This is a genomic window from Streptomyces sp. NPDC038135, assembly GCF_055601245.1.
This window is the reverse complement of sequence record NZ_JBVJXS010000003.1, coordinates 465,105-478,445: the sequence shown is the minus strand read 5'-3', so window position 1 is coordinate 478,445 and position 13,341 is coordinate 465,105. Positions and strand designations below refer to the sequence as shown.

Sequence of the window (13,341 nt, the reverse complement as noted above, 5' to 3'; positions counted from 1 at the left end):
TACTGGCGCACCGCCCGCTCAGTCCGTGAAGAACCCCTTGTCGAGCGCGATCTCCTGCAGCCGGTCCAGGCTCAGTTCGGGCCGCGGGCGGGTCACCGGGGCGCTCTCGGCATAGGAGTTGACCTCGCGGACCGTCACCCGGCGGCCGTCCGGGCGCAGGGTGTCGACCAGCCAGACCTGAGCGGCGCCGCCCTTCTCCGAACGGGTCCTGACCCTCTTGATCCGGGTGCCGTCGGCCAGGGTCCCGGCCTCACAGCCGCCGGACTCGCCGGCGCAGCCCATGTGGCCGCCGATCGCGGCGGTCGCGTCGTACTGGACGTCGACCTCCACCATGTTCCGGCCGTCGCCGTCGTCGTGGACCAGCTGGACCAGGCCGGTCCCGCTGTTCACGTCGGAGACGGTGCCGTGGGGCAGGTGCGACTCGAGCACCCTGGTCAGGCGGACGCCGGAGGCCCGGTCGGTGCGGGTGGGCCCGGCGGGAGCGGTGTCCGGGACCGGCAGCGCGTCGATCGCCCCCTTCCAGGCCGGGCTGCGCACGATCGCCGTGAGCTGGGCGGTCGAGAGCAGGGGGTCGGCGCCCCCGGTGGCGCCCTTCTCCGCGCCGCCGCCGAACTCCTGCGCCGTCAGCTGCACCCCGTCCGCGGTCGTGAGGACCACGTACCAGCGCTTCTGGCCGGTGTCGCTGTTGGGGTAGGTGAAGGACTTGGTGGTGCTGAGCAGGGCGCCGCCGGGGAGCCTGCGGGTGCTGCACTTGTCGTACGGGCGCACCTCCAGCGGCAGGCACCCGCTCGCGCCCTGCTCGTCGGCGGGCAGGCCGGACGCGAGTCGCGCGACGGTGACGTCGATGCCTGAGGAACCGGCCCCGGTGGAGTACGTGAGCCTGGCGCTCGGCCAGACGACGGCGCCGTCCGACCGGGACCCCCGGCCCGTGGCCTCGGAGACCGTCCCGCCGGGCGGCAGCAGGCTCTTCAGTGTGCGGACCATCTCCTCGCCGCTGACCGGCGCCTGGGCGCGGGAGGGGGGCCGGCCGGGGGACGCGGGGCTGCTCGCCGAGGCGTCGGCGGCGAGCCGGCCGTCCGCCCCGCTTCGGGTGCCGAAGGCGTCCGTGGCCATCAGGGTGCCGCCCACGGCGACCACCGTGACGGCCGCGGCGGCGACGCGGGCGGCGCCGAACAGGCGCATCCTGCGGCCCCGGGCGATGGAGCGGGTCACCAGGTCGGCCGAGTGGGGCGGGAACTCGTCACTCGCGCCGACCATGGCGCGGCTCACCCGTTCCTCGAAGTCGTCGGTGCGGTGCTCGTCGCGTGGCATGGCGGTGGGGCTCTCCGTTCGTCTGGGGAGGGTGTCTGGGTGACGGTGCCCGGCCGTCGTCCGGGGAGGGCGCCGGCGCCCGGCCGGTCAGGCGGCCAGGTCGGCCAACTGGCCGCCGAGGAGGGTGCGCAGCCGCTGCAGGGCGCGCTTGCTCTGCGCCCGGACGGCGCCGGGGGTCGTCCGCAGGACCTGGGCGGTGTCCTCCACCGAGCGGTCCTCCCAGTAGCGGAGCACCAGCACGGCCCGGTCCCTGGCCGCCATCCGGGCGAGGCCGTCCAGCAGCGCCATCCGGAGCTCCGCGTCCCGCGCCGGACCGGCGGCGTCCGGCAGCCGGTCGCTGGGACGCTCGGTGGAGCTGCGGCGCCGGCGCTGCGAGAGGAAGGTCCGCACCAGCACGGTGTCGGCGTAGGCCACCGGGGAGCCCGCGCGGCTGATCCGCCGCCAGGAGCGGTACATCTTGGCGAGGGTCTCCTGCACCAGGTCCTCGGCGAGGTGCCAGTCGCCCGTCAGCAGGCACGCGGTCCGGAACAGCGGACCGCTGCGGGCGATTGCGAACTCCAGGTAGTCCGCGGGTGCTTCCCTCACCGTGTGTCCCTTCGTGGTCGGACGTCACCCTTTACACGCGATGGGACCCCACCCGCGTTACGGGTCGGCGCCGGCCACTGGAAAAGAGTGCGGTCCGGACGCCGTCGTGGGTGTCCGGGCCGAGGGGGCCGGCGCTCTCACCGGTGGCCGGGCCGCGCCGCGCACCCGCGGCGACTCAGCGTCGCAGGCCGCGTAGTTTGTCCGGGTTGAGCTGTACGCGGATGGTTTCGAAGCGGTCGTCGAGCAGGTCGTACGTGACGGCGCCCACCGGCTCCCCGCCGAGGGTGAGCAGGACGCCCAGTTCGCCGTTGACCGGGACCAGCTCGACGGCCACGCCCGCCATCCGGGGTTTGCGGAGCACGCCCAGGACGAACCGGCCCACGTGGTCCGCGCCGTGCAGCGGCCGCCGGGCCGCGGAGACCTTGCCGCCACCGTCGGACCAGCAGGTGACATCCGGTGCGAGGAGTTCCAGCACCGCGTTCAGGTCGCCGCCCGCGCACGCCTCGATGAACCGCGCGGTGACCGTGGCCCGCCGCTCGGGGTCGGTGTCGTAGCGGGCGCGGCGGGAGCGGACGTGCTCGCGGGCCCGGCGGGCGATCTGGCGGACCGTGGGTTCGGGGCGGTCCAGGAAGCCGGCGATCTCCGCGTGCGCGTAGCCGAAGACCTCGCGCAGGACGAACACCGCCCGCTCCACCGGGGTCAGCGTCTCCAGGACCACCAGCAGGGCCGTCGAGACGCTGTCCGCGAGTTCCGCCTCCTCCTGGGCACCGGGGGAGGTCAGCAGGGGTTCGGGCAGCCACGGGCCGACGTACCGCTCGCGGCGCGCCCGGGCCGAGGTGAGGCGGTTCAGGGAGTGGTTGGTGACGGTGCGGACCAGATAGGCGCGGGGGTCCCGGACCGCCGAGCGGTCCGCGCGGTGCCAGCTCAGCCAGGTGTCCTGCAGGACGTCCTCCGCGTCCGCCACGCTGCCCAGCATCCGGTACGCCGTCGCGAACAGCGTCCGCCGGTGCTCCAGGTAGGGGTCGGGGTCGTCGCCGGTGTCCGTCTCCGAGTACGCCATGGGGCCACGCTGCCAGAACGCCCGGGTCCCGGCACCGCCGGGTGCCCGACTCAGGCCATCCAGAAGAAGACCGCGGTCATCCGCTTGCGCGCCAGCTCCCGGCCGGAGTAACCCGTCGCGCCGTGCACCATGTTGGCGTTGTAGAGGAGCAGCCGGTTGTACCGGTGCGGGACGCGCACGTCCTCCTCGAAGGCGTCGGCGGCCACGAACCGGGTGCCGAGCGCGGCCACGAGGTTGTCGTGCGGGGCCTGGACGACGTTGCCGCCCAGCCGGCCGCCGGGCAGGGACTGGCGGTAGAAGCTGGTGCCGCAGTCCTCGGGCACGTCCGGGTTGAGGTAGAGCACGGCCGCGTACCGGCACAGCGCGCGCGAGTCGGTGTGCGGGCGGGGCTCGCTCTCGCCCTCGCCGACCACCTGCACGCAGTTGTGGTTCAGGGTGCCGCCGCCGGGCGCCCGCTGCACCCACAGCTTCCCGGCCCCGGTCGCCTTCCTCACCAGCCGCTCCACCCGCTCGAGTTCGCCGGGTTCGAGGCCGGGCATGGCCCGCAGCCCCGGCCAGGTCTCGGAGGTGTACGGGTACCCGCGGGTCCAGTCGTCCTTGGCCAGGCACCGCTCCCGTACGGCGTCGGGGTCCGGCAGGACGTCGTCCAGCACCCAGTAGTCACGGCCCCGGGTGGGCTTGCGGTAGGGCAGGACGGGCAGCGCGGCGGGCGTCCTCGGGGACGGTTGCGGGGGCATGCGGCGAATCTAGGACCGCCTCCGGTCTGCCTTCTCCCGGCGGCGGGTCAACCTTCGCCCAACCATCTGTCATGCACATCCATCGATCGCCAACGGATCGCAATCGCCCGGGGGCCGGGAGCGCGGGCGCCGGGGACCCGCACCGGCGCCCGGCGGCACTTTTCACCCGCGTCGGCGCCCGGCCACAGTTTTTACCCGCGACACAGAGACGATCGGCCCCCGTGTCCGTACTGCTGTGCGTACGAACTGCCCACGCGTCGCCGGGGGCGGGATCCACGACCGGGCAGGAGGCACGGTGCGCTTTTCGCGGAACGCGACGGGAACTCTCTTCGTGGGCGGTGCGATGGCCCTGACACTCGGCGCGCTCGCCTACCCGAGCATGCTCGGGCTGAACACCGTCTCCACCTCGCAGACACGGATCATCGCCCAGACGCAGTGGGGGCCGCTCACCGAGGGCGACCGGGACTTCGTGGTCAGGGTGCGGGCCGCCGGTCTCTGGGAGTACCCGCTCGGTCAGATCGGGCTGCAGAAGGGCGCCTCGAAGGGCGTCCTTGAAGCCAGCAAGCACCTGGTCGACGGGCACGCCGCGCTGGACGCGAGCTGCCGCAAGATCGCGCCCATGCTGAACATCACGCTGCCCAACATCGCGAGCCCCCAGCAGGAGGGCTTCGTCACCCAGCTCAAGGCGGAGAGCGGCAAGGCGTTCGACACCGACTTCGCCAACATCCTGCGGATGACGCACGGCTCGATCTTCAACTCGATCGCCAAGATCCGCTCCACCACCAAGAACTCGCTGGTGCGGGCCCTCGCCGACCAGGCCAACGACACCGTGCTGGACCACATGACGGTGATGGAGAAGACCGGCCTGGTCGACTTCGACCAGACCATCTTCCAGCAGACCACCCCGCCGAAGCTGCCCTCCGACAACCTCACCCCGCCCCCGCCGCCCGCGGGCCAGCCGGAGGTGGTCCTCACCCCGCCGCCGAACGCGACCTCCACCCCGCTGAACCTCAGCGGCCTCACCGGTGACGGCGGCGGCTCCGGCGGCGGCGCCCCGGCCCCCACCCCGAGCCCGACCGTGGGCTAACCGAGCCACACGGTGGTGTCCGGCGGGAGCGAACCGGCCCCGGCGAGCGGGGTGCTGGCGAGCAGCACCTCGCCCGGCGGCAGCGGTACGGGCCGCCCGGTCAGGTTGGTGACCGAGCGCCAGGTCTCGGTACGGGCGAAGTCGAGGACGCCGGCCGGTGCGCCGGGCGTCCAGGTCAGCGTCTCGCCCTCCAGCAGCTTCCGGCGCAGCCGCAGGGCGGTGCGGTACAGCTCCAGGGTGGAACCCTCGGCGCCGGCCTGCGCCGCCACCGCGTAGGAGGCGAAGGACTCCGGCTGCGGCAGCCAGGCGGCCCCCGGCCCGAAACCGTACGACGGGCCGTCCGGCGTCCACGGGATCGGCACCCGGCAGCCGTCGCGGCCCTTGCGGACGTGGCCGGTCTGCTCCCAGATCGGGTCCTGCAGCACCTGGGTGGGCAGGTCGGCGACCTCGGGCAGGCCGAGTTCCTCGCCCTGGTAGACGTACGCGGAGCCGGGCAGCGCCAGCATCAGCAGGGTCGCGGCCCGGGCCCGGCGCAGACCGGCCTCGGGATCGACGGCCGGGGCCCGGCCACCGGACAGCAGCCAGGCGTTCTCGTCGGTGCCGGGCGGCAGCAGCAGGCGGGAGGCGTGCCGTACGACGTCGTGGTTGGAGAGCACCCAGGTGGCCGAGGCGCCGACGGTGCGGGCGGTGGCGAGCGAGCCGGTGATGACCTCCCGCAGCTCGTCGGCGTCCCAGGACGCCTGCAGGTACTCGAAGTTGAAGGCCTGGCCCAGTTCGTCCGGACGGGCGTACAGGGCGCGGCGGGCGTCCGGGACCCAGGCCTCGGCGACCGCGGTGCGGGGCGGGGTGTAGGCGTCGAAGATCTTGCGCCAGTCGCGGTAGATCTCGTGCACCTCGTCGCGGTCCCAGTACGGGTGGCTGCCGGGCGCGACGCGCCGCAGGGCCTCCTCGCCGGTGGCGCCGATGCCGCCGATGTCCCGCAGCGGCTCGGCGAGGTCCTTGGCGAGGCCGTGCGCGACGTCGACGCGGAAGCCGTCCACGCCCCGGTCGGACCAGAAGCGCAGGGTGGCGCGGAAGTCGGCGCGGACCTCCTCGTTCTCCCAGTTCAGGTCGGGCTGCTCGGGCGCGAAGAGGTGCAGGTACCACTCGCCGTCCGCGGTCCGCCGCCAGGCGCTGCCGCCGAACACCGACTGCCAGTCGGTGGGCGGAAGTTCACCGTGCGCGCCGCGGCCGGGACGGAAGACGTAGCGGTCCCGGGCCGCGGAGCCGGGGCCGGCCAGCAGCGCCTCCTCGAACCAGGGGTGCCGGTGCGAGGTGTGGTTGGGGACGACGTCGACGACCACCTTCAGACCGAGGCGGTGGGCCTCGGCCACCAGTGCGTCGAAGTCGTCCAGGGTGCCGAGGCGGGAGTCGACGCCCCGGGGGTCGGCGACGTCGTAGCCGCCGTCGGCCAGTTCCGAGGGGTAGAAGGGGCTCAGCCACAGGGCGTCGACGCCGAGCGTGGCGAGGTGGTTCAGGCGCTGGGCGACTCCCCTGAGGTCGCCGAGCCCGTCGCCGTCGGCGTCGGCGAAGCTGCGCGGATACACCTGGTACACGACGGCCTGGCGCCACCAGTCCGGGTTCCGGGACGAGAGGTCTGCCATGCGGACTCCCTTCGGGAAGGACGACAGTACAGAGCCTGTCCACATTGCCCGGAAAGGGAACCTTCAGGTGATGGGGAGTGGATCCTTCCCCGTGTGACGAAGTTGTGACGGAGCCATGAACGCCCTCTGCATACACGCAGGTTGACAGGTTTCAACACGGCCGATCACCATGGCCTCACACTGTGGCGCATGTGACCAATGGGCCGCGTGTCTCTTCTGACTTCTTCGCTCACTCGAGCTTCTGCGATGGGATACCCATGTCCATAGCCAGACGTGTCACCGCGCGCCGCCTGCTGGGGACGGGCGCCGCGTCACTCGCCCTCTGCGCCGCCTCGGTCGCCGCCGCCTCCGGCGCTTGGGCCCACGGCGCGCACGGCGGTGACGGCTGGAGGTCCGGCGGCCACTACGCGCCCGGCACCGGCGCGGGCACCGAGACCGGCACCGACCGCTGCCAGTTCTCGCTGGACGGCGTGAACTTCTTCGACTCGGTGAAGGTGGACGACCAGAACCTCCGGCCGACCGAGGACGGCAAGGTCCACGTCAAGGTGCGTGCCGCCGGGGGCGCCGCGGGCTGCACCGCCTCGCTGGCCTCCTACCTGGCCCACGGCGCGAGCTTCGCCACCTCCGGCGAGCAGGTCTTCGTCGACTTCGACACCGTGGCCGTGAAGCCGGGCGAGACCGACTCCCTCGACATCGCGGTGCCGGACGCGGGCTGCTTCGCGCAGATCGACCTCTACCGCGGCGCGGTCAAATTCGACGGCAAGAACGGCGCGAACGACGGCTTCGAGCACGGGGACCTGCCCAAGGGCCCGGACCACCCGGTCATCAAGGACAAGCTGATCGCGGCCTGGAACGGCGGCACCAAGGACTGCGCCACCACGCCCGAGCAGCCGCAGTCCCCGTCGCCGAGCGCCCCCGCGGACGACTCGGCGTCGCCCGCGCCGAGCACGTCGGAGCCGTCCACGCCGAGCGACTCGGAGTCGTCCGCCGCGCCGTCCCCGGCCGCCACGGAGTCGGCGCCGGCCCCGTCCGCCTCCGAGTCGCGGGCCGGCTCGGCGCCCACCCCGGACGGGGGCGACGACGGGGGCGACCTCGCGGAGACCGGTGGCGGCGGCAACTCGGGGCTGATCGCGGGCGGGGCCGCCGTGCTGGTCGCCGGCGGAGCCGCCTTCGTGCTCGTCTCGCGCCGCAGGCGGGGCGCCCAGGGCTGACGGCCCGGCCCTCCACCCGGCCCACCACGACCCCCGCCGTCCCGCGGCAGCCGCAAGGCCCGCGGGACGGCGGGGGCGTCTCGCATGTGATCTTGCGTACCCGCACCGGTGCCCGGCTAGGCGGACGGGCGTTCACCCGCCTACGGTGGGCGGGCCGTGGTGCTCGGGAAGTCGGTGACGGCCCCTCAAGGGTCCATGCCGACGCGGCCCTCGCCACTGTGATCGGGGAGTTCCCGTCCCGTCCGGCGTCCGCCGGGCCACTGGCCGTGTCCACGGCTGGGAAGGCAGGGACGGCGAACGCACCACCCCGTAAGCCAGGAGACCGGCCACGGCAGCTCACGAGATGATCCACGAGGTGCTGGAGCGTGAATCCGATGGCCGATGCCGCTGCCTTCCGATGGCGACGCGAGGACACGATCAGGACGGCGGGGCTGCTGGGGGTGATCGCCGCCCTGCACGTCGTCGCCTTCGGGGTGCTGTTCCTGCTCGTCGCCCCCGGGCACTACAAGGTCGGCCAGGACGTCTTCGGCGTCGGCCTCGGCGTCACCGCCTACACCCTGGGCATGCGGCACGCCTTCGACGCCGACCACATCGCCGCGATCGACAACACCACCCGCAAGCTGATGGCCGACGGCAGGCGGCCGGTGTCGGTGGGCTTCTGGTTCGCGCTGGGCCACTCCGGCGTGGTGGTGCTGCTGGCCCTGCTGATCGCGGGCGGCACCCGGCTCGCCGGCCGGGTCATGGACGAGCACTCGCGCACCCACCAGGTGCTCGGCTTCATGGGCACGACGATCTCCGGCGCCTTCCTCTACCTCATCGCCGCCCTCAACCTGGTCGCGCTGGCCGGCATCCTGAGGGTGTTCCGGGCGATGCGGTCCGGCACGTACGACGAGGGTGAGCTGGAACAGCACCTGGACTCGCGGGGGTTCATGAACCGCGTCCTCGGGCGGCTGACCAAGTCCATCTCGCGGCCGGGCCAGATGTTCCCGCTGGGCTTCCTGTTCGGCCTCGGCTTCGACACGGCCACCGAGGTCACGCTGATGGTGATGGCCGGTTCGGGCGCGGCGGCCGGACTGCCCTGGTACGCGGTCCTGTGCCTGCCGCTGCTCTTCGCCGCCGGGATGAGCCTGTTCGACACCCTCGACGGCACGTTCATGAACTTCGCCTACCAGTGGGCGTTTTCCAACCCGGTGCGCAAGGTCTTCTACAACCTCACGATCACCGGGCTGTCCATCGCCGTCGCGTTCCTCATCGGCACCATCGAGCTGGTCGGCGTCCTGCACGAGAAGTTCGCCCTGGGCGACGCCGTGACCGGCTGGATCGCCGGGCTGGACCTGGACAGCGTCGGCTACGTCATCGTGGGGCTGTTCGTGGTGGTGTGGGCGGCGGCGCTGGCGTACTGGCGGCTGGCGCGGGTGGAGGAGCGCTGGACGGCACGGGTCCCGGCGGCGTCCGACTGACCCGGGGTCGGTGGGACGGCACAGGTCCCGGCGGCGTCCGACTGACCCGGGGTCGGTGGGACGGCACAGGTCCGGCGGCGTCCGACTGACCCGGGGTCGGTGGGACGGCACAGGTCCCGGCGGCGTCCGACTGAGCCGGGGTCGGCGGCCTGCGCCGGCCTAGGCCGGGGGCCCCTCGACCGTCTCGAGGTAGAGCTTCACGAACCGGTCCACGTCCACGTCCAGCGCGACGTCCACCAGGGGCTGTTCGCGGGCGCCCTCGTGGATCTCGGACTCGCCGGGGCGGGGGCGGCGGTCGACCAGCGTCTGGCCGCGGGCCGGGCCGGGCGCCAGGCAGACCTCCACCGGCAGCAGCCGGGTGGCGATGCCCGCCGGGTCGGCGACCGCGCAGACCGCGCCCGCGTCACCGAGTCCGCCCGCCTCCTCGGCCTCGGGGTCGCCGCCCTGCGCGGTGGGCCGGTGGGCGAGGAGATCCCCGGCCAGCCGGGTGCCCGGGTCGGCGCTGCCGCGCAGCCGGTGCACGTCGGCGCCGGGCACGACGACCCGCATGAAGACGTCCAGCCCGTACATCGTGATCGGCACCCCGGCGGTGAGCAGCACGGCCGCCGCCTCGGGGTCGTGCCAGACGTTGAACTCGGCGACGGGCGTGGCGTTTCCGGTGGCGACCGCGCCGCCCATGAACACGATCCGCTCGATGTTGCGGGTCACCTCGGGGTGGGTGCGCAGCAGCAGGGCGATGTTGGTGAGCGGCGCGGTGGGCACGAGGGTGACCGGGCGGGGCGAGGCCAGGATCTCCCGGCGCAGCAGGGACACGGCGTCCACGTCGGCGGGGGCGCGGGTGGGGGCGGGCAGGCCCAGGTCGCCCATCCCGTCCGAGCCGTGCACGTGCCGGGCCGAGCGGGCCGGCTCGATCAGCGGGCGCTCGGCGCCCCGCGCCACCGGGATGTCCGGGGCGCCGGCCCGCTCCAGCACGGTCAGGGTGTTGCGGACCACCCCGTCCACGTCCGTGTTCCCGGCCACGCAGGTGACGGCCCGCAGGTCGAGGCCCGGGTGGCGTACGGCGAACAGCAGGGCCAGGGCGTCGTCGACGCCGGTGTCACAGTCGATGATCACAGGAATACCGGCCTGCCCGGCCACGACGGTCTCCTTCCACCAGGAACTCCCCCCGAAGGCCCCCTCAGCCTACGACCGCCCCCGGCCCCCGGCCCCCGGCCGCGCGGCGACCTGCCCTGGGCGGCGCCCTGAGAGCCGCGGGGCGGTCACGGCGAGCGCCGGAACAAGCCGGTACCGAGGCGGTGGCCGGACGCCCGGGGCCGACCGAAGAACGGGACGCCCGCCGCCAAGCCGGACCCCACCGCCCTGACCCGCCCGGAAGCCCCGGAACACGCCTCAAGCCGGGCAGCTCCACCCCGGCATCCCGAAGCCGCGGGGCGGTCACGACGCGCGGCGGACCGAAGCCCGGCCGGGCGCCCCTGCCGCCGGACCAGCCGCGCACCGCCGCCACGACCGGGCCCACGCTCCCGGCGGCCCGAAGCCGGACGCTTCAGGGCGGCCGCGGCGAGGCTCGACACCATGCGCGCGTTCCAGCCGGCGCCGCCCGGACGCCCGGAGCCGGACACTCCAGGGCGCCCGGAATGCCGTGCGGCACGCGCACCGAGCATCCGTGCCAGCCGGCGCGTCCTCTCACCCGGACGGCCCGTCGCGCTGGTGGGCCGGTGTGGGCGGTGGTGGCGTGAGAGGTGGCACCACCACCGGTCCGCACAGGAGGCCCCCCCGATGACCGCCGCGATACGCCCCCGTGCCCTCCCGCTCGCCGCTCTCGCGGCCGGTCTCCTCGCCCTCACCGGCTGCGCCGCCCTCGGCCTGGAGCACCCGCCGACCGCCGAGCAGCCGCTGCCCACCGTCGACGCGGCCTCGCCCACACCGAAGGCGTCCGGCGGAGGGGACGGCCTGCTCACCGACGACCAGGCCAGGGCAGCGCTCCTGACGCAGAACGACCTCGGCGCACCCTGGTCCGCGACGCGCGGGGCGGCCACCTGGCGCGACGGCCTGCTCAAGGCGAGCTCCCGCACCGCGGAGTGCCAGCGCCTGCTCGACGCGCTGTACGCGGACGAGCTCCTCGGCGCCCCCGCCCGGGTCGCCGTCGGCCTGGACGACGCCGACACCGACGCCCAGCTCCGCTACCAGATCGGCGCGCGCCGCCCGGCCGACGTCGACGCCGCCCTGGCCTGGCTGCGGACGATGCCGGAGCGGTGCGCCCGGTTCACCGCCACCACGGAGAACGGCCTGGTGGAGGACGTCCAGGTGCAGGACGCCCCGCTGCCGGAGGTCGGCGACGCCCGCCAGGGCCTGCGGCTCACCCTCTACACCATGACGTCCGACGGCCAGGACGTCGTCCTCACGATGGACGTGGCCGCCGTCCGTGTCGGGGAGGACTCCTTCGCGCTCACCAACGGCGGTCTGGGCGACGTACCGAACGAGGCGACCCAGGCGGCCGTCCAGATCGGCGCCATGCGCCTCGCGGACATCCGCAAGCAGGGCCGCGCCGAGGTCTGAGCGGCCGGGACGGCGCCCTCAACCGAGCCCGGTCCGGCGCCGCCCCGCGCCGGACGACCGTGCCGCGCCCGCTCCTGCCGCCGTCACAGCGGGGGCTGGGCCGGGGCCGGGCCGAGGGTGGTGGTGCCCGGGGCCGTGCGGTGGCCCAGGCCGGTGCGGTAGGCGTCGAGGGCCGCTTCCACCCGGCCGGTGCGGCGCAGCAGGTCGCCCAGCAGGCGGCACAGGTCGGCGAGGTCGCCGGCCGCCCCGGCCCGTTCCAGCAGGCTGAGCGCGCGGACGTAGTGCTCTTCGGCAGCCTCGGTGTCCCGGTCGTCCTCGGCGATGATGCCGAGGAGGCGGTGCGCGGCGGCCGCGTGGACGGCGCCGCGCTCGGAGGAGAAGTCCCCGAGGACCCCGTTCAGCAGCTCGGCCGCCTCCGCGGACCTGCCCTGCCGGTGCAGGACGTCGGCCAGCTCGACGGCGGCCTGGCTGCCGTAGAGGGCCGCCCGGGTCCGGGAGAACATGGCGAGCGCCTGCCGCAGCTCGGCCTCGGCACGCTCCAGTTCGCCGTTCTGGGCGCAGACGTAGCCGCGCATCCAGTGGCAGTTGGCGAGTTCGGTGCGGAGCTGGAGCTGCCGGTTCAGCTCGGCCGCCTTGGCCAGGGAGGCGTCGGCCTCGGCGAGCCGGCCCTCGGCGAGCAGCGTGCGGGCGACGGTGCGGTGCATGCGGGCGATCAGCGCCGGGTCGGCGACCCGCGGGGCGAGCGCGAGGGCGAACTCGGCGGCCTGGGCGGCGCGCGCGTGGGCGCCCATGTCCATGTACGGGCCGATGACGCTCGCGTAGAGGAGCAGCAGGGCGTCCGGGTCGTGCAGGCCGCCGCGGTTCAGCTCGTCGAGGGCGGTCTCCAGGAGGTAGACGGCGTACCGGAGTTCACCGGCGAGGTAGTGGGAGACGGCCCGGCCGCGGACCGCCGGCACCCGGACGGGCAGCGACTCCCCGGCCAGGCGCTCCTCGGCCCGCTCGAAGTGCTCGCGGGCCCGCCCCAGTTCGCCCGACTGCAGGGCCGTCTCGCCGAGTCCGAGCAGCGCGGTGGCCTGCTCGGCGACCAGCCCGTGGCCCTCCGCCTCGGCGAGCAGCCCGGAGTACCGGGCGGTCGCCTCCTCGCAGTCGCCGTCCGCCAGGGCGCGCTGGGCCTCGGCGAGCCGCAGCCGCAGGGCGGTGGCCAGGTGCGCGGGCCGGCCGACGGCCAGCTCCTCGAAGGCGACCCCGAGCCGGCCCGCGATGTGCCGCAGCGCCTCGTCGGAAGCGCGGACCCGGCCCGCCTCCAGGGTGGAGATGTAGGCGGGCGTGTAGGCCGGTTCGGCCAACTGCCGCTGCGTGAGACCGCGTTCGGTGCGCAGTTGCTGCACGCGCCGCCCCACGACCTGCGGATCATCCCGTTCCGGCATCTCCCCGTCACCCTCAACTCGCTTGGCAGGCCTTGCCGTTCGCGTCCGTCAGCCTCTAGGTTAAACGGCGGATTAAGCATGTTTAACAGGTCGCTGTCGTTGCGAGGTCGACGTGCCCGGACGTACATCCGAACCCTACGGCCGCCCCTGCGCACCGGCCCCCGCCCGGCTCCGTCCGGGCGGGCGGAAGCCCACCGCCCGGGGCGTGGCCGCGGCCGTGCTCGCCGTGGCGGCGCTGGTCACGGCGGCCAACGCGGGACCGGC

Annotated in this window: 11 protein-coding genes and 1 riboswitch; of the genes, 4 read left to right on the top strand and 7 right to left on the bottom strand. The window is 74.4% G+C overall.

Annotated features, from left to right (window positions below):
• Nucleotides 1-18: 18 nt before the first annotated feature.
• The 4 genes from ACZ7JA_RS10515 to ACZ7JA_RS10500 form a co-directional block, all read right to left on the bottom strand.
• Nucleotides 19-1,311 (bottom strand): hypothetical protein, encoded by a 1,293-nt coding sequence (locus ACZ7JA_RS10515; RefSeq protein WP_470807889.1) that lies wholly within the window; start codon nt 1,309-1,311, stop codon nt 19-21.
• Nucleotides 1,312-1,398: 87 nt separating this feature from the next.
• Entirely contained in the window at nt 1,399-1,896 is a 498-nt protein-coding gene (locus tag ACZ7JA_RS10510; RefSeq protein WP_351672475.1) for a SigE family RNA polymerase sigma factor, read from the bottom strand.
• Between the two features lie 175 nt (nt 1,897-2,071).
• A complete protein-coding gene (locus tag ACZ7JA_RS10505) occupies nt 2,072-2,956 on the bottom strand; it encodes an RNA polymerase sigma-70 factor (protein WP_450746170.1) in 885 nt (294 codons plus the stop codon).
• A 50-nt stretch (nt 2,957-3,006) separates the two neighbouring features.
• The gene (locus ACZ7JA_RS10500) at nt 3,007-3,693 is read right to left on the bottom strand and encodes a DUF6445 family protein (protein WP_470807888.1); all 687 of its coding nucleotides are present in this window, start codon (nt 3,691-3,693) and stop codon (nt 3,007-3,009) included.
• Between the two features lie 343 nt (nt 3,694-4,036).
• Between ACZ7JA_RS10500 and ACZ7JA_RS10495 the strand changes: the two genes are divergently transcribed.
• Nucleotides 4,037-4,780, top strand: coding sequence for a DUF4142 domain-containing protein (locus tag ACZ7JA_RS10495; protein ID WP_351672469.1), 744 nt, complete (start codon nt 4,037-4,039; stop codon nt 4,778-4,780).
• Here the strand turns inward: ACZ7JA_RS10495 and ACZ7JA_RS10490 are convergent.
• Nucleotides 4,777-6,423, bottom strand: a complete 1,647-nt coding sequence (locus tag ACZ7JA_RS10490) for a glycoside hydrolase family 13 protein (protein WP_389448856.1) — start codon at nt 6,421-6,423, stop codon at nt 4,777-4,779. The genes ACZ7JA_RS10495 and ACZ7JA_RS10490 overlap by 4 nt on opposite strands.
• A gap of 257 nt (nt 6,424-6,680) precedes the next feature.
• On the opposite strand from ACZ7JA_RS10490, the gene ACZ7JA_RS10485 reads away from it, so the two are divergent.
• Both ACZ7JA_RS10485 and nicT read left to right on the top strand, forming a co-directional pair.
• Complete coding sequence (locus ACZ7JA_RS10485; RefSeq protein ID WP_351672465.1) at nt 6,681-7,634, top strand: LAETG motif-containing sortase-dependent surface protein; 954 nt, start codon at nt 6,681-6,683, stop codon at nt 7,632-7,634.
• Between the two features lie 140 nt (nt 7,635-7,774).
• Nucleotides 7,775-7,979, top strand: a riboswitch (cobalamin riboswitch).
• Between the two features lie 29 nt (nt 7,980-8,008).
• Nucleotides 8,009-9,094: a Nickel transporter NicT gene (gene nicT, locus ACZ7JA_RS10480; RefSeq protein ID WP_470807887.1), complete on the top strand. Its 1,086-nt coding sequence runs from the start codon at nt 8,009-8,011 to the stop codon at nt 9,092-9,094.
• A 159-nt stretch (nt 9,095-9,253) separates the two neighbouring features.
• Here nicT and ACZ7JA_RS10475 read toward each other — a convergent pair whose 3' ends face one another.
• Nucleotides 9,254-10,231, bottom strand: coding sequence for a nucleoside hydrolase (locus tag ACZ7JA_RS10475; protein ID WP_470807886.1), 978 nt, complete (start codon nt 10,229-10,231; stop codon nt 9,254-9,256).
• Between the two features lie 639 nt (nt 10,232-10,870).
• Here ACZ7JA_RS10475 and ACZ7JA_RS10470 point away from each other — a divergent pair.
• On the top strand, nt 10,871-11,650 hold the full coding sequence (locus tag ACZ7JA_RS10470; protein WP_389448846.1) for a hypothetical protein: 780 nt from the start codon (nt 10,871-10,873) through the stop codon (nt 11,648-11,650).
• A gap of 83 nt (nt 11,651-11,733) precedes the next feature.
• On the opposite strand, the gene ACZ7JA_RS10465 is transcribed toward ACZ7JA_RS10470, so the two are convergent.
• Nucleotides 11,734-13,077, bottom strand: coding sequence for a helix-turn-helix domain-containing protein (locus ACZ7JA_RS10465; RefSeq protein ID WP_389448843.1), 1,344 nt, complete (start codon nt 13,075-13,077; stop codon nt 11,734-11,736).
• Nucleotides 13,078-13,341 lie beyond the last annotated feature (264 nt).

Coding starts and splice junctions, on each gene's coding strand:
- nicT (WP_470807887.1), top strand. CDS start 8,009: ATGGCCGATGCCGCTGCCTTCCGATGGCGACGCGAGGACACGATCAGG.
- ACZ7JA_RS10485 (WP_351672465.1), top strand. CDS start 6,681: ATGTCCATAGCCAGACGTGTCACCGCGCGCCGCCTGCTGGGGACGGGC.
- ACZ7JA_RS10495 (WP_351672469.1), top strand. CDS start 4,037: ATGGCCCTGACACTCGGCGCGCTCGCCTACCCGAGCATGCTCGGGCTG.
- ACZ7JA_RS10505 (WP_450746170.1), bottom strand. CDS start 2,956: ATGGCGTACTCGGAGACGGACACCGGCGACGACCCCGACCCCTACCTG.
- ACZ7JA_RS10490 (WP_389448856.1), bottom strand. CDS start 6,423: ATGGCAGACCTCTCGTCCCGGAACCCGGACTGGTGGCGCCAGGCCGTC.
- ACZ7JA_RS10465 (WP_389448843.1), bottom strand. CDS start 13,077: ATGCCGGAACGGGATGATCCGCAGGTCGTGGGGCGGCGCGTGCAGCAA.
- ACZ7JA_RS10515 (WP_470807889.1), bottom strand. CDS start 1,311: ATGCCACGCGACGAGCACCGCACCGACGACTTCGAGGAACGGGTGAGC.
- ACZ7JA_RS10470 (WP_389448846.1), top strand. CDS start 10,871: ATGACCGCCGCGATACGCCCCCGTGCCCTCCCGCTCGCCGCTCTCGCG.
- ACZ7JA_RS10500 (WP_470807888.1), bottom strand. CDS start 3,693: ATGCCCCCGCAACCGTCCCCGAGGACGCCCGCCGCGCTGCCCGTCCTG.